The organism is Nocardia cyriacigeorgica GUH-2, assembly GCF_000284035.1.
GTDB classification, from domain to species: Bacteria; Actinomycetota; Actinomycetes; order Mycobacteriales; family Mycobacteriaceae; genus Nocardia; species Nocardia cyriacigeorgica_B.
Window position 1 is genome coordinate 3,623,667 of the sequence record NC_016887.1, and the last position, 26,207, is coordinate 3,649,873.

General features: G+C 69.6%; 16 protein-coding genes. 7 read left to right on the top strand and 9 right to left on the bottom strand.

The annotated features are described in order from the left end of the window. The first annotated feature begins 152 nt into the window (after positions 1-152). From NOCYR_RS16275 to NOCYR_RS16285, 3 genes are all read left to right on the top strand, one after another. A complete protein-coding gene (locus NOCYR_RS16275) occupies positions 153-689 on the top strand; it encodes a hypothetical protein (RefSeq protein ID WP_148280668.1) in 537 nt (178 codons plus the stop codon). Positions 690-960: 271 nt separating this feature from the next. Further along, positions 961-1,518, top strand: coding sequence for a copper chaperone PCu(A)C (locus NOCYR_RS16280; RefSeq protein WP_014351489.1), 558 nt, complete (start codon positions 961-963; stop codon positions 1,516-1,518). Further along, the gene (locus NOCYR_RS16285; protein WP_014351490.1) at positions 1,511-2,719 is read left to right on the top strand and encodes a Dyp-type peroxidase; all 1,209 of its coding nucleotides are present in this window, start codon (positions 1,511-1,513) and stop codon (positions 2,717-2,719) included. Before NOCYR_RS16280 ends, NOCYR_RS16285 begins: the two co-directional genes overlap by 8 nt. Before the next feature lie 50 nt (positions 2,720-2,769). Here NOCYR_RS16285 and NOCYR_RS16290 read toward each other — a convergent pair whose 3' ends face one another. From NOCYR_RS16290 to NOCYR_RS16305, 4 genes are all read right to left on the bottom strand, one after another. Beyond that, entirely contained in the window at positions 2,770-3,120 is a 351-nt protein-coding gene (locus tag NOCYR_RS16290; protein ID WP_014351491.1) for a hypothetical protein, read from the bottom strand. 999 nt (positions 3,121-4,119) lie between these two features. Then, positions 4,120-4,731: a class I SAM-dependent methyltransferase gene (locus NOCYR_RS16295; RefSeq protein WP_014351492.1), complete on the bottom strand. Its 612-nt coding sequence runs from the start codon at positions 4,729-4,731 to the stop codon at positions 4,120-4,122. A 160-nt stretch (positions 4,732-4,891) separates the two neighbouring features. Beyond that, positions 4,892-5,197, bottom strand: a complete 306-nt coding sequence (locus tag NOCYR_RS16300; RefSeq protein ID WP_014351493.1) for a hypothetical protein — start codon at positions 5,195-5,197, stop codon at positions 4,892-4,894. A gap of 62 nt (positions 5,198-5,259) precedes the next feature. Further along, positions 5,260-5,853, bottom strand: a complete 594-nt coding sequence (locus tag NOCYR_RS16305; RefSeq protein ID WP_014351494.1) for an HdeD family acid-resistance protein — start codon at positions 5,851-5,853, stop codon at positions 5,260-5,262. Between the two features lie 237 nt (positions 5,854-6,090). Between NOCYR_RS16305 and NOCYR_RS16310 the strand changes: the two genes are divergently transcribed. Then, complete coding sequence (locus tag NOCYR_RS16310) at positions 6,091-7,074, top strand: glycosyltransferase family 9 protein (RefSeq protein ID WP_014351495.1); 984 nt, start codon at positions 6,091-6,093, stop codon at positions 7,072-7,074. On the opposite strand, the gene NOCYR_RS16315 is transcribed toward NOCYR_RS16310, so the two are convergent. Next, positions 7,056-7,397: an ArsR/SmtB family transcription factor gene (locus NOCYR_RS16315; RefSeq protein WP_014351496.1), complete on the bottom strand. Its 342-nt coding sequence runs from the start codon at positions 7,395-7,397 to the stop codon at positions 7,056-7,058. The genes NOCYR_RS16310 and NOCYR_RS16315 overlap by 19 nt on opposite strands. Positions 7,398-7,580: 183 nt before the next feature. Between NOCYR_RS16315 and NOCYR_RS16320 the strand changes: the two genes are divergently transcribed. Both NOCYR_RS16320 and NOCYR_RS16325 read left to right on the top strand, forming a co-directional pair. After that, the gene (locus tag NOCYR_RS16320; RefSeq protein WP_081505428.1) at positions 7,581-8,273 is read left to right on the top strand and encodes a M23 family metallopeptidase; all 693 of its coding nucleotides are present in this window, start codon (positions 7,581-7,583) and stop codon (positions 8,271-8,273) included. Positions 8,274-8,468: 195 nt separating this feature from the next. Then, the gene (locus NOCYR_RS16325; RefSeq protein ID WP_014351498.1) at positions 8,469-9,551 is read left to right on the top strand and encodes a hypothetical protein; all 1,083 of its coding nucleotides are present in this window, start codon (positions 8,469-8,471) and stop codon (positions 9,549-9,551) included. Here NOCYR_RS16325 and NOCYR_RS16330 read toward each other — a convergent pair. Continuing rightward, on the bottom strand, positions 9,502-9,825 hold the full coding sequence (locus NOCYR_RS16330) for a hypothetical protein (RefSeq protein WP_048833443.1): 324 nt from the start codon (positions 9,823-9,825) through the stop codon (positions 9,502-9,504). The genes NOCYR_RS16325 and NOCYR_RS16330 overlap by 50 nt on opposite strands. A gap of 358 nt (positions 9,826-10,183) precedes the next feature. On the opposite strand from NOCYR_RS16330, the gene NOCYR_RS16335 reads away from it, so the two are divergent. After that, positions 10,184-10,519 (top strand): RNA polymerase-binding protein RbpA, encoded by a 336-nt coding sequence (locus tag NOCYR_RS16335; protein ID WP_014351500.1) that lies wholly within the window; start codon positions 10,184-10,186, stop codon positions 10,517-10,519. Positions 10,520-10,642: 123 nt separating this feature from the next. Here NOCYR_RS16335 and NOCYR_RS16340 read toward each other — a convergent pair whose 3' ends face one another. The 3 genes from NOCYR_RS16340 to NOCYR_RS16350 all read right to left on the bottom strand — a co-directional run bounded on the left by NOCYR_RS16340 (position 10,643) and on the right by NOCYR_RS16350 (position 26,171). After that, positions 10,643-11,443, bottom strand: a complete 801-nt coding sequence (locus tag NOCYR_RS16340; protein WP_048834222.1) for an ABC transporter permease — start codon at positions 11,441-11,443, stop codon at positions 10,643-10,645. Positions 11,444-11,547: 104 nt separating this feature from the next. Next, on the bottom strand, positions 11,548-12,537 hold the full coding sequence (locus NOCYR_RS16345) for an ATP-binding cassette domain-containing protein (RefSeq protein ID WP_014351502.1): 990 nt from the start codon (positions 12,535-12,537) through the stop codon (positions 11,548-11,550). Next, complete coding sequence (locus NOCYR_RS16350; protein WP_081505429.1) at positions 12,534-26,171, bottom strand: amino acid adenylation domain-containing protein; 13,638 nt, start codon at positions 26,169-26,171, stop codon at positions 12,534-12,536. Before NOCYR_RS16350 ends, NOCYR_RS16345 begins: the two co-directional genes overlap by 4 nt. Positions 26,172-26,207: the final 36 nt, after the last annotated feature.

The following is a 26,207-nucleotide window of genomic DNA, read 5'->3' on the forward strand; positions in this document are numbered from 1 at the left end:
ACTCCGTCAACGAATTCTCGTCTGATAGTGAAGCAATTGATACCTGACAGCTATCGCGACGAAGTATCCAGCGTGCGGGGTTGTGGCGTCAAGACCGGATCGTGACCTGAACCGGGCGATGCGCGGGCTACGACGGTCCGTAGTATGGGTGGGTGTGTTCTTCCGGGCCGGCCGCCGCCTCCTTGCGGGGCGCGTTCGTCGGCTCCGCGTGCGGTGCGGTGAGTATCGCCGCCCACGCGGTGGGTGGTGGTGCGGTGGCGCCGGGATCGTCGTCGGTTACCTTGCTGCTCGCGGCGTGCGCGCTGATCGGCGTGCTTACCCGCGCATTGCCGCTGCGGCCCGGTCTCGCTCAGGTGATGGTGCTGCTGACCGCCGGGCAGGCCGTCGGCCATCTCGCGCTCACCGCGGGCCCTGGCCATCAGCACGGCTCACATTCGGCCGCTCTCATGCTCGCCACTCACCTGATCGCCATCCCGATCGGCGCGGTACTGATCCGGGGCGCCGAACTTGCGGCACGTCGAGCGGTATCGAGAGTGCACCGCGCCGTGGCGAGGTTGTGTGCCGCGCTGCTCGCGCCGCCACCGTGGGCGCCGAATTGCCTTGTCGCCGGCACCGACCCGCTGATCCCGCCGCGACCGCTGCTCACCTCCGGATGCGGAACTCGCGGACCCCCCGCGCTCGCCTGGTAGTTCCCTTTCCCCCGTTCGGGATTCGTCGCGACTCTCGGCGGGCACGCACTCGATCATCGAGAAGTCGAGTGACAGACGGCCGTGCGGTCATGACCTTCGGTCGTTACCGCGTCCGATCCATCGCGTTGCCACTCCATCCGGGCACCCCATGTACCGGGTGCCCCGACGACGCGCGCCGCACCGCGATATCAGGGCCCGGCCGTGCCGCTCGCCGCAGGCAGGGAACTACGCGCATCCACCACCCAGACATCGACCCGCACAGGGAGATTCCATGTTCCACCACACTCCGGCCGGCGCACGCCTGCGTCGCGCCGCCGCCACCGCCTTGGTGGCCGCCGCACCACTGGTCGCGCTCGGCTGCTCCGACAAACCCGCGGCACCGGCCGATGCCGCGTCGGCGGTCACCGTCAGCGAGCAGTGGGCCAAGGCCGCCGACAGCGGCATGTCGGCCGCGTTCGGTCAGCTGCACAATGGCGGCGATCGGGCCGTCACCGTGGTCTCGGCGACCAGCCCGGCCTCGGCCACCGTCGAACTGCACGAGGTGGTGACCGGCGACGACGGCGTCAAGGTCATGCGCCCGAAGCCGGGCGGCTTCGTCATCGCGGCGGGCGCCGATCTCGCGCTCGAGCCCGGCGGCAACCACATCATGTTCATGGGTTTGCGCGGACCGCTGCGCACCGGGTCGGAAGCACCGGTCACGCTCACCTTCGACGACGGCTCGACCACCACCTTCACCGCACAGGTTCGCGATTTCCCCGGCAATCAGGAGAATTACGAGCCCGGCGGCGATCACGGTGACGGCGCTGCGGCGCCGGGGCACGGTGGTTGAGCCGGCCCGCGCCCGTTCCGTGCGGCTGAACCGGCGGCGACTGCTCGGTGGCGGTGCGGCCGCCGCGGGCGTCGCCGGTCTCGGCCTCGGCGCGGCCGCGTTCACCACGGACCGCGACCAGACTCCGGCGTCGGCAGCGGTCGAACCGTTCTACGGCGAGCACCAGGCCGGGATCGCGACCGCACCGCCGGCCCATGCCGCGTTCGTGGCGCTGGACCTGCGGCCGGGCACCGACCGGGACGATATCGTCGGCGTACTGAAGATCTGGACCGAAGACGCCGCCCGGCTCACCGCAGGCCGTCCGGCGCTCGGGGATACCGAACCGGAACTGGCGCAGCGACCGTCGCGGCTCACCGTCACCGTCGGGTTCGGGCCGCGGGTGTTCGAGGTCGCCGGGCTGGCCGACCGGCGACCGCACTGGTTGACACCGTTGCCGCCGTTCGTCATCGACCGGCTCGACCCGGCCTACGGCGACGGCGATCTGCTACTCCAGATCTGTGCCGAGGAGTCGACGACGGTCGCGCACGCGGTCCGGGTGCTGTGCAAGAGCGTGAAGTCACTGGTGACGGTGCGCTGGGTGCAGCGCGGATTCCGTGACGCCGCACCGGGCGCCACCCCGCGCAATCTGATGGGCCAGGTCGACGGCACGGTGAACCTCGCCGCGGGCACACCGGATTTCGATCGGCTGGTCTGGGATGACGGCGCCGCGCAGCCGTGGCTGGCGGGCGGGACGTCGCTGGTGCTGCGGCGGATCGCGATGACCCTGGACACCTGGGACGAAATCGACCCGGACGGCCGGGAATTGACGGTCGGGCGGCGCTTGTCCAACGGCGCCCCGCTGACCGGGACCGACGAGTTCGACGAACCGGACTTCACGGCTGTCGACGCCAGCGGCATCCCGGTGATCCCGCCCTCGTCACATATCGCGCGCGCCCATCACACCCATGACGGCGAGCGGTTCCTGCGTCGCGGTTACAACTACGACGATCCGCCGCGCCCGGGCGAGACCTCGAACTCGGGGTTGCTGTTCGCCGCCTACCAGCGCGATGTGACGACCCAGTTCCTGCCGGTGCAGCAGCGACTGGCCGAGTTCGACGCGCTCAATGTGTGGACGGTACCGGTGGGTTCGGCGGTGTTCGCCATTCCGCCGGGTGTGCGAGCACCCGGCGGCTATCTCGGCCAGACCCTGTTCGAGCCGTGAGCCCTCGGTTCCCGGTGCCGTGCTCGTGCGGTACCGGGAACCGGCGCCGGCTAGGTCCAGAGTGCGGCGATCAGCACGTTGACGATGGCGAGCCCGCCGGCCGCGTGGGTCATCCACGGCACCGCCTTGCCGCGTTTGGCGTCGGCCCGGCTCATTTCGGCGAACGCCGCGACGAGCACCGCGATGGCCAGCTTGAACCCGATCTTGACCATGTTCAGGTCCTTGTCGAGCGAGTCGATCGACTCGGCGAGCCCGACCAGGATCACGCCGGTGACCAACTGGAGCCGCGCACCCCACACCATCAGCTCTGAGACCACGGGCTGACTGGCGGCGTAACCGCCGACGACCGCGGCCATTCCGAGCAGGTGCGTGACAACCACGATGTTGTAGACAACGTCCATAGCGTCCAACGCTAGTCGATCACGGCGTCGTCTACTACGCGAAGTCGTATATTCGCCGATGCGCCACTCCGGCAGCCGTACACGGCCCGTTCGATCGCCGCATCGACGGTCCCGGAATGCCGACAGTCCGCCGGATGTTCGCCCGGCGGACTGTCGGCGCAGCAGTCTGCGTATTACTCGGCCGAGAAGCTCGACAGCCCACCGAAGCCGCTGAAGATGTCACCGAATGCACTCAGAAGGTCTCCGAGGCTGCCCAGGTCCACAGAACCCATTTTCCACTCCTATCCGTGTGCGAATTGCGACGCTCTTGCACCGCCGCACTCATTGGTACTCACGTTATTAAAACGTGATCCTTCAGTTATCTTAACGTTATGCAGGTTCAGGTCAACTCGAGTTGAACTCGCCCGAAATATCGCTTTGGCCTGCGAATATGTGGACATTGCATTGTTGCCGTACTGGGCGTGGTGATCAGACACCGACAGACGCGTCCACCTAAAGCGTCATCCGACCGCACCAAATTTCATGATCATCGCAGGTCACGGCGTCGTCTACCGGGTGGGCCGATCCCGGCTGCGCCCGAACCGCCAGCACACCACGAACACAAGATCAATAATTCCGGGTCGTCCGAAATGTTGTGTTCGTGCAATTTCCAAAATGCCTGACATGCCCGGAATTTCGATAATCCACTCGTAGCCCGAGCGACCCCGCATCCACGCACGAGTTACTGACGGGCTTATTCCCAGAATTATTGCAATAGCACGGTTTTCGACTCCCTGCGCTCGCGATCAATGCCGCACCGGCCCTCGCCCTACTCCAGAAAACCGCGCCGCACCGCCCGGACGATGGCCGCCGTAACCATCCCGGCACATCGAGAGTGCGTCGATCGAACGCGATCCCGGTGGGCAGCGAAGCGATCGCGTCCAGCTCGGCCCTCACGCCCAATCGGTGCGCGCCGCGGTGCACGGACCTGTGCGGCGGCCGACAGCGGTAGATCGCGCCTCAGGCACAGGTGAACACGGCCACCAGGAAGTCGGCGTCATCACTGAACGGCCGCAGATCCCAGGTCGACAACCGCAGGTCCAGCGCGAGGCCACTGGCGGCGGCATCGGCGAAGAACTCCTCGAACGGGTAGCCGCGCTCGGCGCCGAATCCGATGACGGCGCGGCCATTCGGGGCGAGATGGCGGGCGAAGCGCGTCAACACCTCGCGGCGGGTGCCGGGCGCGAGGAAGGTCATCACATTGCCCGCGCACACGATTACGTCGAAACCGTCCGGGATGCCCCGGGCCGGCAGGTCCAGTTCGGCCAGATCGCCGACGAGCCAGGCGGGGCCCGGGTGATCCTGTTCGGCCGCCGCGATCAGCACCGGATCGACGTCGACGCCGACCACCACATGCCCGGCCTCGTGCAGATAGCCGCCGATGCGTCCCGGACCGCAGCCTGCGTCGAGCACCCGCGAGCACCGGGCCAGCATTGCATCGATCAGCCGGGCCTCCCCCACGATGTCCTGGCCTTGGGCCGCCAGACCGCGGAAGCGCTCGACGTACCACGTGGAGTGCGCGGGATCGTTGGCCACGATCTCCTCCCACTGGCTCGGGACACGCTCGCCCACGGCTGGCTCCTCACTCGATGCGCCGACTGGTCCTGCCACCGTAGCCCCCGTGACCGGGTACGCCGACGCGGCCACCGGTGCCGGGACGCGCCTGCACCACAAAAGCACGTGGACCCCGCGATATCTCGCGAGGTCCACGGCGTTTCCGGTGGTCCGGGTACTACTGCACCGAGACGCTGCCACCACTGGGGACGTAGCCGATGGTGTTGGGCTCGATCACACCGAGCGCCTGGCCGGCGCAGTCGGGGCCCGCGTACAGCGTGATGGCCCGGTCGGTGCCGTTGCCGACGGTGGTCTGCAGCGTCGTGTAGAAGCTGTCGCCGGTGTTGAAGCAGCCCACCGGGTTCGCGTGCGGCGCACCGTTCAGGGTCAGGGTGCCGCCTGCGGCGTGCGCGGCGCCCGGGGCCAGCAGGGCGATGGCGCCCGCGGTGGCCAGCGCACCGACGATCCCAGCAGTACGAAACATTCGTGCCTCCAGTTCCTTTCGATGTCGACCCCCGACGTCGACCATGTGACCCCGCGATTGTGTCATGCGACCGGCTGCGCCGGAACACCCAGATCCTTGGCATCCTTGCGCACCCCGAACGCGGTGATCATCTCCATCACCCCGAGCACAACCAGCCAGATACCGGCCACCCAGGCCAGCGTCGCCACCGATTCGACCGGCCAGATGATCAGCACGACACCCGCGATCGCGGTGATCACGCCGAAGAAGCCCTGCCAGCCACGCCCCGGCAGACCCGGCTCGGAGACCGCCGCCATCGTCACCGCGACCCCGCGGAACAACCAGCCGATGCCGATCCACAGCCCCAGCAGCAACAGTGAGGTCAGCTCGTCACGGAAGCAGAAGACACCGATCACGATCGACAACACGCCGCTGATGAAATACAGCACCCGCATGCCCGCGCTTGCCGGCGCCGCGAACGCCGCGACCAGCTGCAACAGACCGCTGACCACCAGGTAGATACCGAAGATAATGCCCGCGACCAGCAGCGTCTTCCCCGGCCACACCAGGATCAGCACACCGAGGATCACCGAGAGCAGCCCGGTGACCAAGATCGATTGCCAGGCGGCACGCGCGAGGGCCTGCACCGGACCCTGCGGGATGATATTCGTCGTCATGACGTGATGCTATGCCCGAAATCGGTGGTTGCCTGGGCATTTGCTCGACGCGGCGTCCCGCGCGCCGCCGTCGCCGGTGGTGCGCACGGGCTGCCGACTGTGACCGAGAACGCCGCGATGATCACGTTTGCCGCTGTACACGCCGGGTAATTGTGGGTCAATGGCTCTCGTCGTGAACGCCGTCAGGTGAGTCGAGTGGGTCGGGTATGACGAGTCTCGGGTGGCTAGGAGAAGAGGGTGTCGGTTGTTCTCGTGCTTCAGGCACGCGGTCTCGGTGAACTGCTCACCGCGGTCCCGGCGCTGCGCGCGCTACGCCGGGCCAGGCCGGACGACCGCATCGTCCTGGCGGCACCGCATCGGCTACGGCCCATCGTCGATCTGATCACCTCGGTCGACGCGATGGTCCCCACCACCGAGGGCGGCAGCCTGCGCTGGGACGGACCCGCCCCCGATCTCGCGGTCAATCTGCACGGCCCCGACACCGAATCGATCGTCGAACTGATCAAGACCGACGCGCGCCGCATCCTCACCTACTTCAATCCGGCCTTCCCCGAGCTGCCCGGACCGCAGTGGGAACCCGATATGCACCTGGTCGACCGCTGGTGCCATCTGCTCGAGTTCGACGGCATCGACGCCGACCGGCGCAACCTCGGGCTCGTCCCGCCGGTGGCCACCACCAGCCACCGCGACGCCGTCGTCGTGCACATCGGCGCCGGAGCCGCCGCGCGGCGCTGGCCCCCGGACCGGTTCGCCGCCGTCATCCGGCATCAGTCGGTGCTCGGCCGGGAGGTCGTCATCACCGGCGACGAGTTCGAGCGCGAGATCGCTCTCGGAATCGCCGCCCGCGCCGGACTGCCGCCGCACCGGGTGCTGGCCGGTGAACAGAATCTGATCGAACTGTCCGCCACGGTCGCCGAGGCGGCACTGGTGCTGTGTGGTGATACCGGCGTCGCGCATCTGGCCACCGCCTTCGGCACCCGCACCGTGCAGTTGTTCGGCCCGACTCCCCCGCGCCAGGCCGGGCCGCCGCCGCATCTGCTCGCCCGCCACGATGTGCTCTGGGCCGGCCAGGTCGGCGATCCGGATGCCGACAGCACCGACGCCGGTCTGCTGCGGATCGGGGTGAGCGAGGTACTCGCCGCGATCGACGCCCAGCTCGGCAAGCATTCCTTCGCGGGCAGCACCGGCGAACGTCCGCGCGCCTACCGCCGCGTGGGCTGAGCGGCCGGCGCCGCCACGCTCGCGGTGTGCACTGCCGCGGAGTAGGCGGCGATGGCGCTGGGCCAGAACCGCTCGGCGTAGTCGCGGGCATCGCCCAGTCCGCGCGGATCCAGGAAGTACAGTCTGCGGTTGCCGTCGGGCCGCATCATCACCAAGCGGGCCTCGCGCAGCACTCGCAGGTGTTGCGAGACCGCCGAACTACTGACGCCGACCGTCTCGGCCAACTCGCCCACCGACCGCTGACCGTGCGGCAGCGCCTCGAAGATCGCCCGCCGGGTGGGGTCGGCGAGCGCTTCGATCGCCCGAACTCCATTAGTCACCACTAACACAGTGTGATCAACTGGCGGTTTTCCGGTCAAATCGAGCCTTTACCGCATTTGCCCAGCTCGACACGGAACGTCAACCGTGTCGTTATCGCTTCGTAATCATCGAACTGGGCTTATCCGACCTGGTGACGGTAGCCACAGGATTGCCGAGCGCAGCCGGCGATCCCGTAGCTTCGAGCCATGCCCGTGACCGTTCCGTTACCTTTCCGCCGTCCCGGCGCGCCGCGCACCGGTCGTCGCAGCGTCGCCACCCGCGTGGTGGCCGCCTCGACGGCGATCGGCGCCTCGCTCGGCGTGCTCGCCGGATGCACCCAGGAGAACTCGACCGAGGCCCTGCACTCCCCGCAGTTGGTGGCCGACACCGCCGACGCGACTTTCACCGCGTTCACCCCGCCCGAGGCCCAGCGCGCCCAGATCGTGCCCGAGGCGGTGGCCTGGGAGCAGAACCGGCTCGCCATCGAGTTCGGCCGCCCGAAGACCATCCGCCCGGTGGCCGGGCCGATGAGCTCCACCTTCGGTATGCGCTGGGGTGCCATGCACGCCGGTATCGATTTCGCCGACCCGATGGGCGCGCCGATCGCCGCCGTCACCGACGGTGTCGTGATCGAGGCCGGACCGGCCAGTGGCTTCGGCCTGTGGGTGCGCGTCCAGCAGGACGACGGCACCATCGGCGTCTACGGCCATATGCAGGACATCCTGGTCACCGTCGGCCAGCCGGTGCGGGCCGGCGATGTGATCGCCACCGTCGGCAGCCGCGGCTACTCGACCGGACCGCACCTGCACTACGAGGTGCACGTGCCCGGCGTCGGTCCGATCGACCCGCAGCCATGGCTGGCCGCGCGCGGGATCGACATCCACGGCGACCACTCCTGATCACCACGGCGCCCACGTCGACCGGCGTGGGCGCCGGCACCTCACGGGACGGCCCGTAGGCGAGCACGCCTACGGGCCTTCGTCGTGCTGGCTCCGGTGGGTGGGCCGTCGTCGCGGGTCCGGTACTGCGGTAGGGGGTGGGAATGGCCCGGCGGCGGGATGTGGCCGGACGCTGCCGATTCGTAGTTTCGCGGCATGGTCGCCTCCGAGATCTCTTCCCCGGCAGCGGGTTCCGCGCCGACCCGCACCGAACACACGCGCCCGCATCGGCCACTGCTGGTGATGGTCGGCGCGATGACCGCGCTGACGATCGTCTCGGCCTGCGGCATGGTCGTCGACGATCGGCTGCTGCTCGGCGAATCGGTGTGGCTGAAGCCGTTGAAGTTCGGTATCGCGTTCACCCTCTACGGACTCACCCTGGTCTGGCTGCTCAGGTTGCCGCATCGGGGCCGTCGGGCCACCTGGTGGCTGGGGACGGTCTTCGCGGTGACCGGGATACTCGATGTCGGGTTCATCGCCGTGCAGGCCGCGCGGGGGACCTTCAGCCACTTCAACAATGCCGATACCGACCCGGTGAACGTCATCGGGCAGCAGATCTTCGTCTCCGGCGTGCCCGGGCTGTTCCTGGCGAATCTGGTGCTGGCGCTGATCTTGTGCGTGCAACGCCTGGCGGACCGGCCGACCACCCGGGCGATCCGCGCCGGCCTGGTGCTGGCAGTGGCGGGAATGGCCCAGGCGTATCTGATGGGCTACACCGGCAAGCAGCGCGTACTCGACGCCGACGGCCGCGTGGTGGAGTTGATGGCCGGGCACACCGTCATCGATCCGGATGTGCGTACCGAGCTCGCCCGCGACGGAGCGGGCATGCCGATCACGCACTGGAGCACCATCGGCGGCGACCTGCGCATTCCGCATTTCCTCGGCCTGCACGGCATCCAGGTGCTGCTGCTGGCGGTGATCGTCTCGGCATGGCTCGCGCCGCGCGTGCCCTGGTTGCGCGCCGAACGCACCCGCGCGGAGTTGGTCGGTGTGCTGGCACTGGGTTATGCCGGACTGTTCGGCCTGACGTTCTGGCAGGCCATGCGCGCCCAGCCGCTGCTGCGGCCGGACAGCGTCACCGTGGTGGCATGGCTCGGGCTGGCCGTCGTGGTCGCCGGACTGTGCGTGCTGGTATATCGCCGTGCTCGCGCCGGCGGGTCGAGCTCGCGCACACCCGAATCCACCGGCCTCAGCGCAGCCGTTCGGCGTCGCGGGCCAGCTGCAGCAGAGTCTCGCTGAGCGCGGCGAGTTCGGCGGCGTCGGCACCTTCGCCGATCGCGGTCGCGACATCCTCGGCCGCACACCGCGCCGCGAACCACCGGTCGGCCAGATCCGCGGCCTCCTGTGCGCTGAGCACCACCGAGTCCTCGGGAATCCCGGTCCCCTTCAAGCTGTTGCGATGTTCGTAGGCCCGCTGACGGCACGACTGGCGGCAATACCGGCGACGGCGCCCCACCTCGGATTCCACGATTTCCCGCCCGCACCACAGGCAGGACAGTGACCGGCGCGACATGACCCGACACCCTAACCGCACCCGTCGACGCTCCGCACGGGGCACGCCGCACCGGTGACGGCGGCGAACAGCGTAGAATAGCCAGGTTCTCCCCCGCAGGGAACGAAAGTAGCCCACCACACGTTCACAGAGCACATGGTGTTCGCGCCCGGACGGCCGGCCGGGAGCGAGAAGCCCACAACCGGTTCCGCGCACCCCGTGCGCGAGCGACCGGACGCCGAGGAGGTTCGCGACCGCGCCACCGCAAAGCGCATGGAGGTGCGAGTCAGGCGAACCCGTTCGCGGCCCGGCTCACCGAAAGGCCGCGAACACGCCGCTACGCAGGAGCGGCACATCACACACAGAGAGGACCGAACAGATGGCAGATCGCGTACTCCGGGGCAGTCGGCTCGGAGCGGTGAGCTACGAGACCGACCGCGACCACGATTTGGCGCCCCGCCGGATGGCCCGGTATCGGACCGACAATGGTGAAGAATTCGACGTTCCGTTCGCCGACGACGCCGAGATCCCGCCGACGTGGTTGTGCCGCAACGGCCAGGAAGGCGTCCTGCTCGAAGGCACCACGCAGGAAGCCAAGAAGGTCAAGCCGCCGCGCACCCACTGGGACATGCTGCTGGAACGGCGCAGCAAGGAAGAGCTCGAGGAACTGCTCAAGGAACGCCTGGAGCTACTCAAGACCCGCAGGCGCGGCTGACACAGCCACGCGCCGACAAGGCCGCCCACCCCGGATTCGTCCGGAGTGAGCGGCCTTTCGTCTGTCCTGATTCGTTTGTGCGGTGAACGCGCCGCGGATTCGGCTCCGCGGCGCAATCCGGTGTCAGTGGCTGGCGACCCGCCGGTAGCGCAGCAACGCCAGCGGCACCACCACCACGAGGATGGCCACCGAACAGATCACCGCGTACTCGACGCAATGCTCGGCGGGCCAGCCCGTCGGCGTCGCGAATGACGGCGGCGAACTGTTGTCGAACAACTTGCGTCCCGCCGCCGCGACCGCGGTGATCGGGTTCCATTCCGCGATCGTGCGCAGCGGTCCGGGCAGGGTCTGCGCGGAGATGAACGCCGAGGAGATGAACGACAGCGGGAACATCCAGATCAACCCGACGCTCTGGGCCACCTCCACTGTCGGAGACAGCAACCCGGTCAACGCACCGACCCACGACATCGCGAACGCGAACAACAAGATCACCGCGAAGGCCAGCGCGGCATCGGTGATCGGGCCGTTGATCCGCCACCCGACGATATAGCCGCAGCCCACCATGACGATCAGGCTGAGGATGTTGACCACCAGATCCGACAGCGTCCGCCCAAGCAGCACCGCCAGCCGCGACATCGGCAGGGTCCGCATCCGGTCGATGATGCCCTTGTGCAGATCACCGGCCAATCCCACGGTGGTGAAGGCGGCGTTGAACGCCACGGTCTGGGCGAAGATCCCGGCCAGCAGGAACTCCCGGTACTGGCTGCCGCCGAGCGAGGCACCGAAGATGTAGGCGAACAGGAACACGAACATCAGCGGCTGAATCGTGGCGGTCACCAGCAGCGTCGGCACGCGCAGGATGGTGAGCAGATTCCGGTACGCGACGATGGCGCTGTCGCGGAAGACCCGCCCGCGCGGCGACATATCCACCGCCGCCGCACGCGGTTTCGCCGCACCGCGGGCAGCACTGTCCGCCGCGGAATCCTCGGCCACGGGGGCTTGTTCACGTACCGCTGCCGGCGCTGGGCTCACGACATGATCTCCTCTTGTACGTCATCGGATTCCGCCGCCGCGGGCGTGGGTGCCGCGGTGCCGGTGAGGGATAGGAATACGTCGTCGAGGGTGGGGCGATGCACGGTCGCGTCGACGACACACACACCGGCGTCGTCGAGCCGCCGCAGCGCCTCGACCATGGTGCGCGATCCCTCGCCCACCACGATCGACACATCCTGGGTGCCGATCTCGTGCACCGGCTCCCCGATACCGACCTGAGCCAGCACCGACAGTGCGGGCTGGGCTTCCTGGCCGGCGGCGAGGGTGACCGTCAGCCGGTCACCGCCGATGGAGGTCTTCAATTCGTCGGCCGAACCGCGCGCGATCACCTTGCCCTTGTCGATGACGGTGATGCGGTCGGCGAGCTGGTCGGCCTCTTCGAGGTACTGGGTGGTCAGCAGCACGGTGGTGCCGTCGTCGACGAGATCGCCGATGACCCGCCACATGTCGAGCCTGCCGCGCGGATCGAGGCCGGTGGTGGGTTCGTCCAGTACCACCACCGGCGGCCGGGCCACCAGCGCACCCGCGAGGTCGAGCCTGCGGGCCATACCGCCGGAGTAGGTGCCCGCGCGGCGATCGGCGGCATGGTCGAGCCCGAACGCGGTGAGCAGTTCCCCGGCGCGGGCGGCGGCCTGCCGGTGCGACATGCCGTAGAGCCGGGCCACCATCCGCAGGTTCTCGTAGCCGGACAGATTCGCGTCGACGGCGGCGTACTGGCCCGACAGGCCGATGCGGCGGCGCGCGGCCGCGGGATCGCGCAGCACGTCGACGCCCGCGACCTGAACCGAGCCCGCGCACGGGCGTAGCAACGTGGTGACGATGCGCACCGTGGTCGTCTTGCCTGCGCCGTTGGGCCCGAGCAATCCCATGACGGTGCCCGCCGGGATCTGGATGTCGATCCCGTCGAGCACGCGCACTCGGCCGTAGTTCTTGACCAGGCCGAGAACTTCCACCGCCAGGCTCACCTGTGTGTCTCCTTCGCTTGCCGGTCCGCGCCGTCGAGGTGGAAGCGCAGCACCGGTCCGATCACCGCGAGTGCTTCGGGTGTGGTCATCGCCGCGTGCGTGCAGCGCAGCTGATGGTCGTGCACCGCGCCGGTGACGAACGGACGCCAGGCGGCCGCGCACCGGTCCCGGTCGGCTCGGTTGATCTCGTCGTCGGCCGCGGTGAAGAACAGCAGGTCGCCACGGAAGACCCGGGGCCGGAAGCTGTTGGCCAGCACCGTGCCGTCGGCGTAGCCGGTGTAGAGCCGTTCCAGATGGTCGACGGTCAACGCCGCGAACGGCCCCGGCCGTGACCGCAGCAGGGCGGCCGCCTCCGGCAGGCTCAGCTGCTGGTCGAGCGCGCCGGCGTCGTCGATCAGGTCGCTGCCGAATTCGCCGATGATGTCGGCGACGCTCGGCATGGCCTGGTCGAGCAGGCTGTCGGAGAGCTGATAGCTGTCCATCATGGCCAGCAGCGCGACCTGTTCGCCCGCCTCCTGCAACCGCACCGCGATCTCGTGGGCGATGAGCCCGCCCAGCGACCAGCCCAGCAGGTGGTAGGGCCCGTGCGGCTGCACCGACCTGATGTGCTCGACGTACTGGTCGGCCGCCTCGGCGAGCGACCCGTAGCCCGCGGCTCCGGTCACGTGCGGCGCCTGCAGGCCGTACACCGGGCGATCGCCAGGCAGATGCGCGAGCAACCCGGAGTAGCACCAGGCCAGGCCGATCGCCGGATGCACGCAGAACAGCGGTTCACGGCTGGCTCCGGTATCGGGCCGCAGCGGCAGGATCGGTGCGAGGGCCTCGGCCATCGCATCGGCGACGCCGCTGTCGTCGAGGCGCGCCGCGATCGCGGCCGGGGTGGCCTCGCCGAACATCATCTGCATCGGCATCTCGATGCCGTCGGCGCGCAGCCGCGCCACCACCTTCGTCGCCAGCAGCGAGTTGCCGCCGAGTTCGAAGAAGCTGTCGTCGGCACCGACCCGGTCGACGCCCAGCGCGTCGGCGAAGGCCGCGCACAGGGCGGCTTCGGTAACCGTCGCCGGTGCCCGGTAACCCTGCCCGCCGGTGAACACCGGTTCCGGCAGGGCTTTCCGGTCGATTTTGCCGACCGGGCTCAGCGGCACCCGGTCGATCAGCATGATCGACTGCGGCACCATGTAATTCGGCACCAGATCCGCCAGATGGGCTGTGAGCTCGGCGGCGGTCACCACCGCGCCGTTGCGTGGTTTCACATACGACACCAGCGCGGTGGAGCCCGCCGGGGTGCGATGGCCGATGGTGAGGGCGAGTTCGACGCCACGGTGGCGGCCCAGCGCGACGTCGATCTCACCGAGTTCGATGCGGAAGCCGCGGATCTTGACCTGATGGTCGGTGCGGCCGACGTATTCGATATCGGCGCAACCCGCAGCCGCGCCGGGCCACAGGCGCACCAGGTCACCGGTGCGGTACATCCGCTCACCCGGTTTGCCGTACGGATTGGCCACGAACCTGGTCGCGGTCAGACCGGGGCGGTTGAGATAACCGCGGGCCAAGGCGGCGCCGGCCAGATGCAGCTCCCCGGTGACGCCGAGGGCCGCCGGATGCAACCGCGGATCCAGGATGATGGCGTCCACGCCGCGGATCGGCCCGCCGATGGTGATGGGCCCGCCCGGCGTCATCGGCTGGGACATGATCGTGACGATGGTCGTCTCGGTCGGGCCGTAGACGTTGTACAGCTTGCGGCCCGGCGCCCACCGGCTCACCAGTTCCGGCGGAAGCGCCTCGCCACCGACGAGCACCTGGCCCAGTTCGCTCACCCCGGTCGGGTCGACGGTGCCCAGCGCCGCGGTGGTGATGAAGGCATGGGTGATGGCCTCATCGATGAACACCCGGCGCAGCTCCTCGCCGCCGACCACACCCGGCGGGGTGATCACCAGTGTTGCCGCGCCGCCGAGGGCAAGCAGCAGGTCCAGCATGGCGGCGTCGAAACTCGGCGTCGCGAAATGCAGGACCCGGCAGCCCGGCCGCACCTCGAAGCGCTGCGCGGTCTCGACGGCGAAATTGGACAGACCGCCGTGGGTGACGGTGACGCCCTTGGGTGTTCCGGTGGATCCGGACGTGTAGATGACGTAGGCCGGATTCTCCAGCCGCAGTGGGGCGATCCGGTGGGCGTCGGCGATCGGGTCACCGGAGGCCGCCAGCACCAGCGAACGGATGTCCGGGGCGTCGAGCACCAGCCAGTCGGTCTGCGACGGCAGGCCGTCGCGGTATTCGGCGAGCGTGATGCCCACTGCGGCGCCCGAATCCGACAGCATGTGCGCGATGCGGCCGGCCGGGTAGTTCGGATCGACGGGCACGAACGCCGCGCCGGTCTTTGTCACCGCCAGCACCGTCGCCACCGATTCCACTGACCGCGGGATACCCAGCGCCACCAGGGTTTCCGGGCCCACACCGCGGTCGATGAGCACGCGGGCGAGCCGGTTGCTCCAGCGGTCGAGCGCGGAGTAGGTGACCTCGGTGCCGTCGGAGCGCACCGCGATCGCGTGTGGATCGCTCGCGGCCGCCGCGGCGAACACGTCGGGCAGGGTGAGCGGACGGTCCGGCTGGGCGCCACGCACCGGCGCCAGCTCGGACCATTCGGCCGGGTCGAGCAGTTCCAGGTCGCCGACCGGGGTGGCCGGATTGGCCGCGATCGCCGACAGCAGGCGCACGAAGCGCTTACCGAAGCGGGCGGCGGTCTCGGTGTCGAACAGGTCCCGGGCGAAGTCGATCGCCAGGGTGATGCCGCCGGGTTCGCCGGCCGCGGTGCGGTTCTCGGTGAGGGTGAATTGCAGGTCGAACTTGGCGATCTCGGTGTCGGCGTCGTCGGCGGTGATGCGCAGGCCGGGCAGTTCGAGCACCCGGACCGGTTCGTTGCGCACCGACAGCATCACCTGGAACAGCGGGTGATGCGACTGCGACCGCGCCGGGTTCAGTACCTCCACCAGCCGTTCGAACGGCAGGTCGGCGTTCGCGAACGCATCCAGATCGCCGTCGCGCACCGCCGCGAGCAGGTCGGTGAACGCGGCGCCGCCATCCACCCGGGTGCGCAGCACGAGGGTGTTGACGAACATGCCGACCATGCGATCGAGTGCCGGGTGGCCGCGGCCCGCGATCGGGGTGCCGACCGCGATATCGTCCACGGCCGTCATCCGGTGCAGCAGCACCGCGAGCGCGGCGTGCAACACCATGAACATGCTCACGCCATGTCCTGCGGCGACCGTGTTCAGCTCCCGGTGGGTGGCGGCGTCGACCGTGCATCGCACCGTGCCACCGCGGTAGGACGGGGTGGCCGGGCGCGGCCGGTCGGCGGGAACCGCGAGCAGTTCGGGCAGCTGGTCCAGGGTGGTGCGCCAGTAGTCGAGTTGACGGCTGATCAGCGAGTCGGCGTCGTCCTCGGCGCCGAGCACCTGCTGCTGCCACAGCGTGTAGTCGGCGTATTGGATCTCGAGCGCGGGCACGCTCTGCACCCGGCCCTCCCGGGCCGCGCAGTAGGCCTCGGCCACATCGGCGGCGAGCGGCTCGAGCGACCAGCCGTCCATCGCGATGTGGTGCACGACCAGCACCAGCACGTGTTCGTCGAGTTCGCTCGAGACGACCGTGGGGCGTGCCACGGTGAGGATCGCGGCCCGGATCGGCACCGTCGTCGCGAGATCGAAGCCGTCGGCGGCGAACTCACGCACCGTCGGCTCCACGGCATCGCCGGGCACCGGGGTGATCAGCGGGGTGATCGCGGCCTGGTCCGGATCGAGCACGACTTGGCGCGGTTCGCCGTCGATCTCGGGGAACACCGTGCGCAACGTCTCGTGCCTGCGCTGCACCGAACGCAGTGCGGCCACGAGTGCGGAGCGGTCGAGCCGCCCGCGCAGCCGCAGCACCACCGGGACGTTGTAAGCGCCGGCAGCACCGGATTCGGCGCCCTCGAAACGATTGAGGAACCACAGCCGCCGCTGCGCCGCCGACAGCGGGACGACCTCGGGACGCGGGCCCGCCACCAGCGGCGGCCGCTCGTCCCGAGTGCTGCCGCCGTCGAGCAACGCGGCCAGTTCGGCCACCGTGGGCGCGGCGAAGACCGAGCGCACCTCGAGCCGGGTGCCGGTCGCCGCGGCGAGCCGCGATACCAATTGGGTGGCCAGCAGCGAGGTTCCGCCGACGTCGAAGAAGCTGTCGTCGGCTCCCGTGACCGGTGCCTCGACCAGTTCGGCGATCGTCTCGGCGACGAGGCGTTCGGTATCGGTGGCCGGTGCCCGGGTCGCCGCGACCGCGGGCAGCGACGGCTCCGGGAGCGCGGCGGTGTCGAGCTTGCCGACGGGGGTCAGCGGGATCTCGTCGAGCACCGTGATCGCGGCGGGCACCATATGCGCGGGCACCTGGGCGGCGACGTGCGCGCGCACCACGTCCGGATCGAGTTCCCGCCCACCGGCCGGCTGGACGTAGGCCACGACCCGGTCCGCGCCGGCGAGGGTGCGTACCTGGGTGTGCGCGAATCGCACGTCCGGGTGGCTGGCCAGCGCGGCCGAGATCTCACCGAGCTCGATGCGGAAACCGCGCACCTTCACCTGGTGGTCGCTGCGGCCGAGGTAGATCAGCTCACCGTCGGCGTTCCAGCGCACCACGTCACCGGTGCGGTACACCCGCGCACCGGCCGGACCGTACGGGTCGGCCACGAAACGGGCCGCCGTGAGCGCGAACCGGTCGTGGTAGCCGCGGGCCAGGCTCGGCCCGCCCACGTACAGCTCGCCGGGAACCCCGATGGGCACCGGCCGCAGCCGTTCGTCGAGCACCACGGCGTGCGCACCGCGCACCAGCGTGCCGATCGCGATCGGGCGTCCGACCTCGAAGCCGGCGGAAATCGTGGTCAGCACGGTGGTTTCGGTCGGACCGTAGCCGTTGATCATGGTCCGGTCCGGTGCCCAGCGCGCGACCAACTCCGGGCCGACCGCTTCGCCGCCGACCATCAGGCCGTGCAGGTCCGGCAGTGTCCACCGGTCGCGATCAATGGTCGCCAGCGCCGCGGGAGTGATGAACATGTGATTCACCCGTTCGGCGGTGAGCAGCGCCGCGAGCTCGTCGCCGCCGTAGATGTCCGGCGGCACGATGATCATCGTGGCGCCCGATCCGAAGGCCAGCAGCAGATCGAGGATGGCCGCATCGAAACTCGGTGAGGAGAAATGCAGGGTGCGGGCCTGCGGGCGGACCCGCATCCGCTCACCCAGTTCGTCGGCCAGGTTCGACAGCCCACCGTGGGTGACGGCGACGCCCTTCGGTTTGCCGGTGGAACCGGAGGTGTAGATCAGGTAGGCCAGATCCTCGACGCGGGTGGGACGCAACCGTTCCGCCGCACTGATCGGACCGTCGGCGGCGGGTTCGAAATCGGCGCCGGTTGGGTCGTCGAGCAGAATCCACGCGATATCGCGGTCGTCGGCGGCGCGCAGCCGTTCGGCGTGCGCGGTGACGGTGACGCCGACGGCGCATCCGGAATCGGTGAGCATGTGCCGAACCCGGTCGACCGGATAGTTCGGGTCCACCGGGATGAAGGCCGCGCCGGTCTTGGCGACGGCGACCGCGGTCAGCACCGATTCGATGGATCGGGTGAGCCCGAGCGCGACCCGGTCGCCGGTGCCGATGCCGTGCCGGATCAGCCTGCGGGCCAGCCGATTCGACCGTCCATCGAGCTCGGCGTAGGTCAGTTCGGTGGTGCCGTAGCGCAGCGCGATGCCCTGCGGTTGCGCGGCGACGGCAGTGGCGAAGATCTCGGCGAGCGTGGTCTTCGGGCCCGCGGGCGCACCGACGGCGGGGGTGAAGCGCCGGCGTTCCTCGCCGGTGCGCGCGTCGATGCGGCCGACCTCGATGCCGGGTTCGGCGGTGATCGCCGCCAGTACGGTGACGAACCGGTCGGCCAGGGTCTGCACCGTGGCGTCGTCGAACAGTTCGGCGGCGTAGACGAATTCGAGTGCGCCGTCGTCGTCGCCGGTGGCCAGATCGGTGACCCGCAGTTCGATATCAAACTTCGCCAGTTCGATATCGAGGGCGTGCGCCTGCAAGGCCAGCCCGGGCAGTTCCAGCCGTGGATGCGGTGCGTCCTGGACGGTGAGCGCCACCTGGAACAGCGGGTGCCTGCCGGTCGCGCGCGGATCGCGGCCGAGTTCCTCGACCACCCGCTCGAAGGGGATGTCGGCATTGGCGATCGCGGCGAGTTCGGTATCGCGATCGGCCCGCAGCAGTGCGGTGAACGCCAACACCGGATCGACGTCCGAGCGCAGCACGAGCGTATTGACGAACATGCCGACCAGATCGTCGAGTTCGGTCTGGGTGCGGCCCGCGACCGGGGTACCGATCGGGATATCACGGCCGCCGGTCACCGCGCGCAGCAAGACCGCGAGCGCCGTGCGCAGCACCATGAACATGCTCACGCCCTGTTCACGGGCCAGTTCGGCGAGCGCGGCGCGTACCGGTTCGGGCAGCGTCCGCTGCACCGTCCCGGCGATCTGGGTCGGTGCGGCGGGGCGGGGACGGTCGTAGGGCAACGGCAGTTCGTCGGGCAGGTCGGCCAGCTGGGAGCGCCAGAACTCCAGTTGCTTCGCGGCCGGGCTGTCGGCGTCGGTGGCTTCGCCGAGATACTCCCGCTGCCAGAGCCCGAAGTCGGCGTACTGCACCGCCAGCGGCTGCCAGTTCGGCGCGGCCCCGCCGCGCCGGGCGAGGTAGGCGGTGGCCAGGTCGCGGGTGAGCGGTCCGAGCGACCAGCCGTCGGCGGCGATGTGGTGAACGGCGACGCCGAGAACATGGTGGCGTTCGTCCACCCGCAGCAGGGTGATCCGCAGCGGGGTCTCGGTGGTCAGATCGAATCCGCGGCGGGCCAGCCGCGCGAGGTGGCCGTCCACGTCGGCCTCGGTGACCGGTGTCGGCTCGACGGCCGGCACCGCCTCGGCGACCGGAAGGATCACCTGGTGCGGGCCCAGGTCGTCGTCGGGGAATCGGGTGCGCAGCACCTCGTGGCGGTCGACGAGATCGGCCAGCGCCTCCCCCAGCGCCGCGACATCCAGATCGCCGTCGATCCGCAAGGCGAAGGCGATGTTGTAGGCACTGGATTCGGGGGCGAAACGGTTGAGGAACCACAGGCGCTGCTGCGGCAGCGACAGCGGAATGCGCTCCGGGCGCGGGCTGTAGGCGGCCAGCGGGGCGCGGTCGGTGCGCGGCGCCTCGGCCAGCGCGGCGGCCAAGCCCGCCACGGTGGGCGCCTCGAAGATCGTGCGCACCGGCAGCTCGACGCCGAAGTGCTGGTAGATCGACGCCGCCAGGCGCGTGGCCAGCAGCGAGTTACCGCCGACGTCGAAGAAGCTGTCGTCGGCACCGGTGATGGGCCTGCCGAGTACTTCGCCGAACAGTGCGGCGACCCGCAATTCGAGTTCGGTGGCCGGTGCGCGGGAGGACGTGGTGGCCGCGAACACCGGTTCGGGCAGGGCTTTCCGGTCGAGTTTGCCCGACGGCGTGACCGGTACCTCGTCCAGCACGGTGACCGCGGCGGGCACCATGTATCCGGGCAGCCTGCCGCGGGCGGTGTCGAGCACGGCGGCCGCGTCGATCGTCTCGGCGCCGGTGACGTAGGAGGCCAGTCGCTGATGTCCGCCGGCGTCGGTGTGCACCACGGTCATCGCGAACTCGACGCCGGGATGCGCCCGCAGGACGTGGTCGATCTCGCTGAGTTCGATCCGGAAACCACGGATCTTGATCTGATCGTCGGCGCGGCCGAGGAAGCGCAGGTTACCGGCCGGATCGGCCACCACCAGGTCGCCGGTGCGGTACATCCGCTCACCGCGGCGCCCGTGCGGATTCGCCGGGAACCGGGCCGCGGTCAGCGCATGCCTGCCGTGATAGCCACGTGCGATGCCCGGGCCGGAGACATACAGTTCACCGGGTGTTCCTGGCGGCACCGGGCGCAGCCGGTTGTCCAGGACGAACAGCCGCATTCCGCGCACCGGGTGGCCGAGCGGGATCGGCGCACCGGCCCGCATCGGCTCCGAGGCGGTGGCCGCGACCGTCGCCTCGGACGGGCCGTACATGTTGTGCATGCGGTAGCGCGAGGCCCAGGTGTCGACCAGCGCCTGCGTGCAGGCCTCACCACCGACCATCACCGAGCGCAGGTCGTCGAGCCGCTCGCACGGGACGGTGGCCAGCGCGGCGGGGGTGATGAAGGCGTGGGTGATCCGTTCGGTGCGCAGGAAATCGGCAAGCTCGCTGCCGCCGTACAAGTCGGCGGGCGCGACCACCACGGTGGCACCCGCGGCGAAGCCCAGCAGCAGTTCCAGCACCGACGCATCGAAACTCGGCGACGAGAAGTGCAGGGTGCGAGCGGAATCGGTGACGCCGAACAGGTAGCGCTGCTCGTTGGCGAAGGAGGCCAGCCCGCCGTGGGTGACGATGACCGCCTTCGGCGTCCCGGTGGATCCGGAGGTGTAGATCAGGTAGGCGGGCTGGCCTGCCCGCAGGGCGCCGAGCCGCTCGGCATCGGTGACCGGCGCCGCCGAATGCGCGGCGCAGGCCATATCCAATTCCCCGGAGCCGAGCATCAGCCAGGTGCCGGTGGTCAGGCTGTGTTTGCCGGGGTCGGCGGGCCAGCTGGGCAGCGCCGACAGCGAACTCGGATCGGTGAGCCCGAGCAGGGCCCCCGAATCGGCGATCATGTGCGCGATCCGCTCGCGCGGGTAGCCCGGGTCGATCGGGACGTAGGCGGCCCCGGTCTTGGCGATGGCCCAGATGGCCAGGATCGAATGCAGGCTGCGCGGCAGCGCGACCGCAACGACCACCTCCGGGCCGGCGCCGTGCGAGATCAGCACGCGGGCCAGCTGATTGGAGCGTTCGTCGAGCTCACGGTAGGTGGTGTCGTTGCTACGGAAGCGCACCGCCACCGCGTCCGGCAGCCGTTCGGCGGTCTGGGCGAACAGCCGTGCCAGCGTCACCGTGGGTTCGGCGGGGCCACCCGCGATCGGGACCAGGTCGGACTTCTCGCGCCGGTCCAGGATGTCGATGTCGCCCACCGGCGCGTCGGGTCGCACGACCGCGGCGGCGAGGATCGCGGTGAACCGCCGGGCCAGCGCCTGGATCGTGGTGTCATCGAAAACATCGGTGGCGTAGCCGAATTCGGCGTGCAACGGCCCGTCGGAGGTGTCGTCGTGCACTTCGAGCTGGAGATCGAATTTGGCCACATCCGCCGCCAGCGGAAGGACCTCGGTGTGCACACCGGGCAGTTCGATCCGCAGTTCCGGGGCGCGGTCGTAGGACAGCATCACCTGGAACAGCGGATGCCTGCCGCTGGTGCGCTCCGGGTTGACGACCTCGACCAGCCGCTCGAACGGGACGTCGGCATTGGCGAAGGCATTGAGGTCGGTTTCGCGCGCGACGTCGAGCATGCGATCGAACCCGGCCGCCGGGTCAACCTCGGTCCGCAGCACCAGGGTGTTGACGAACATGCCGACCAGCTCGTCCAGCGCCGGATCGGAGCGACCCGCGATCGGCGTGCCGATGACGATGTCGCTGCTGCCGCAGACCCGTGCGAGCAGGGTGGCGAACGCGGCGTGCAGCACCATGAACATGCTCACCCCGCGTGCCACGGCGAGTTCACCGGCGGCGCGGCGGGTTTCGGGATCGATGGTGAAGCCGAACCGGGCGCCCTCGGTGGACCGGCGTAGCGGGCGCGGACGATCCAGCGGCAGATCCAATTGGTCGGGCAGCTCGTCCAGCGCCGTCCGCCAGTAGTTCAGCTGCCGGCTCAGCGCACTGGACGGATCGGTTTCCTCGCCGAGCAGTTCGCGCTGCCAGAGCGCGAAATCGGCGTACTGCACCGGCAGCGGGGTCCACTGCGGCGCCCGGCCCTCGGCGCGGGCGGCGACCGCCGTCATCAGGTCGCGCGCGAGTGGTGCCACCGACCAGCCGTCTCCGCAGATGTGGTGCAGCACCAGCAGCAGCACATGCCGGTCCGGACCGGTCTCGTACAGTGCGACCCGGATCGGCGCCTGACTACGCAGATCGAAGCCGTAGCCGGCGAATTCGGCGACCAGTGCGTCGACGTCAGCGCCGCGGGCATCGATGGCGTCCAGATGCAGCGGGATGTCGGTGGCGGCGTGGATGACCTGGCTGGGCCCCTCCGGGGTCTCCGGGAAGGTGGTGCGCAGGCTCTCGTGCCGGTCGAGTACGTCGAACAGGCCGGCCCGCAATGCCGCGATATCGAGCTTGCCGTCCAACCGGACCGCCAGCGGCATGTTGTAGGCGGCCGCGTGCTCGGCGAACCGGTTCAGGATCCACAGCCGCTGCTGCGCGGGCGAGAGCGGGATGATGGCCGGGCGGCCGGTCGGCCGCAGCGCCGGTGAGGAGGTGTCGAGGTGGTGGGTGGAGAATCGTTCGGCCAGTGCGGCGATCGTGCCCGCCTCGAACAGGTCGCGGATGGTCACGCCCGCGCCGAGGGTGCCGTTGATCCTGGCCACCGCGCGCGCGGCGATCAGCGAGTTCCCGCCGAGGTCGAAGAAGCCGTCCTCCACGCCGATATCGTCGATTTCGAGTACTTCGGCGAAGATGTCCGCCAGCACCCGCTCGACCTCGGTGCGCGGCGCGATGCCTGCCCGTCCGGCGGGCCGCCCATGCGCGGCCGGTGCGGGCAGCGCGGCGCGATCGATCTTGCCGTTGGCGCTGAGCGGTAGCTCGTCGAGCTCCATCAGCGCGGTGGGGACCATGTAGGAGGGCAGCGTCTCGCGCAGGCCGGTGAGCAGAGCCGCGGTGTCGAGCCGGTCGGCCGCGTCCTCGCCCCGGGCGCCGGGCGTGGCGACGACGTAGGCGACGAGTTCATCGCCGGTACGCCCGGTGTGGGCGACGCAGACCGCCCGCGCGACCCGCTCGTCGGCGAGCAGGGCGGCCTCGATCTCGCCCAGTTCGATGCGCTGGCCGCGGATCTTGACCTGGAAATCGGTGCGCCCCAGGTATTCCAGGACACCGCGTTCGGGACCGCCCGCCGAACCGCGACCGCGCAGGTGCCAGCGCGCCAGGTCGCCGGTGCGATACATCCGGGCACCCGGGGTGAACGGGTTGGCGACGAAGCGGTCGGCGGTCAGCCGCGGCTGGCCGAGATAGCCACGGGCCAGCTGGGTTCCGGCCAGGTACAACTCCCCCACGCCGCCGGGCGGCACCGGCTGCAACCGGGCATCCAGGACGTAGGTCTGGGTGTTCCAGACCGGCGAACCGATCGGCACCGTCTCCGGGTCGGCCGGGCAGGGCCAGTACGTGACGTCGACGGCGGCCTCGGTCGGCCCGTACAGGTTGTGCAGCCGCGGTCCCGGCAGCGCCGCGTGGAAATCCCGCACCGTCGCCGGCGGCAGGGCCTCACCACTGCAGAAGACCCGGCGCAGACCGAGGCAACCGCGGACATCGGTATCGGTGACGAAGACCGACAGCATCGACGGCACGAAATGCGCGGTGGTGACACCCTTGGCCGCGATGACCTCGGCCAGGTAGCTGGGATCACGATGTCCGTCTGGCCGGGCCACCACCAGCCGCGCGCCGATTTGCAACGGCCAGAAGAACTCCCACACCGAGACGTCGAAGGTGGCGGGCGTTTTCTGCAAGACCGCGTCGCCGGCGTCGAGCGGGTATTCGTGCTGCATCCACTGGAGCCGGTTGACGATCGCCGCGTGCGTGACGCCGACGCCCTTGGGGTTCCCGGTGGAACCCGAGGTGAAGATGACGTAGGCCAGGTGATCGGGGCGCAAGGGCGCCGCCCGGTCGGCATCGGTGATCGGATCGGGGGCGTAGCCGGACAGATCGGCGGTGTCGACGATCAGTGCGTCGGCGTGCTCCGGCAGGTCGGCGGCGTCGGCGGCGGCCGTCAGCACCGCGACCGGCGCGGCCTGGTGCAGGATCCGCTCCAGCCGCTCCCGCGGGTAGTCGACGTCCAGCGGCAGATAGGCCGCGCCCGCCTTGACGATGGCGTACAGCCCGACCACCAGCTCGACGCTGCGACGCAGGTAGACACCGACCACCTGATCGGGCCCGGCCCCGCGTTCGATGAGCATGCGGGCCAGCCTGCTGGAGCGTTCGTCCAATTCGCGATAGGTGAGCGTCTGGTCCTCGAACTCCACCGCGGTGGCGTCCGGGCAGGCCACGGCACGTGCCCCGAACATCCCGGCGAGGGTGTCGGGAGCTACCGGCGCCTCGGTGGCGTTCCAGGCGTGCAGCACCCGGTGCCGTTCGGCGTCGGTGATCGCGGTCAGCGACAGGGCCTTGGCCTCGGTACCGACGGTCAGGAAGCGCGCGAGGAAGTCCAGGAACCGCTCGTGATGCATGGCGAGTTCGGTCTCGCCGTACAGCTGCGGGTTGGCCTCGAAATCGATGTGGATGCGGTCGCCGACGCCGTTGTAGAGGTTGATCGACAGGTCTTCGACCGGGCCGGTGGCCAGCACGTGCAGCGAGCCGAGCAGGCTGCCGAACTTCAGCTCGTTGTGGAACAACATGATGTTGACCATCGGGCCGAAGAACCCGCGCGCGTCGCGGGAGTATCCGCAGTCGCGGCGGATGTCGTCGTGGCGGTAGCGCTGATGCCGCAGGGCGCCGGTGATCTGCAATTCGACCGCGCGGACCACATCGCGGACGGTGGTGTCCTCGGCGAAACGCACCCGCAGCGGCACCACATTCGACACCACACCGGCCGAACGCCGCAGCGCGACGGTGGTGCGGGCCGAGACCGGCAGGCTCAGCACCACATCGTTGTTGCCGGTGACCGAGCGGACGTAGCAGGCCAGCGCGGCGGCGAACAGGGTCGAATTGGCGGCACCGAAGGCGGTGGTCGCCGCGATGACGGCGGCTTCTGTGCGCTCGTCCAGCACGGCGGTGGCGCGGCGGCGGCCCGGATCGGGCATCGGCACGGCACTGTTGGCGTTGGACAGGCTGAGCGTGCCGCCCACGCCCTCGAGCTGCTCCAGCCAGTATTCGCGGTCGCTGCGGAAACGCGCGGAATCGCGGTAGCGGGATTCGTCGGCGTAGATCTCGGCCAGCGGGGTCGCGCGCGAGACCGCCGGCTCGGTCTGGTTCTCGATCGCGGTGTAGATCTCGGCGGTGCGGGTGAGCGCGTTCATGGCGCCGTAGCCGTCGATGACGATGTGGTGCGCGCGGGCGTACCAGATGTAGTCGTTGTCGCCGTAGCGCAGCACCGCGTTGGTGATGAGCGGATCGTTGTCCAGGTCGATGGGCGAGCTGGCGTGCTCGTTCATCCAGTTCATCGCCGCCGCGTGCGGATCGGCCTCGCCGCGCAGATCGACCCGGGCCCAGCCCGGCCGGTGGAACGGATCGACCACCTGGTGCGGAACGCCGTCGATCTCGACCAGCCGCAGCAGGCCGACCTGGGTCTCGGCGCCGAACCGCTCGATCGAGTACAGCAGCCGGCCCGCGTCGAGGTCACCGTGGATTTCGACGTACTGCGCGATGGTCAGCGGCACGTCGGGACGAATGCGCTGGGCGTACCACAGGGCCGTCTGCGCAGGCGACAAGGCGAACGGTTGTGCTGAGAATTCGCCCGATGAACATTGGTCGACACGATCCGTGGCCAATGAACTCATCAATCACTCCGTTCTGCCGCTGTTCACGCAACTCCC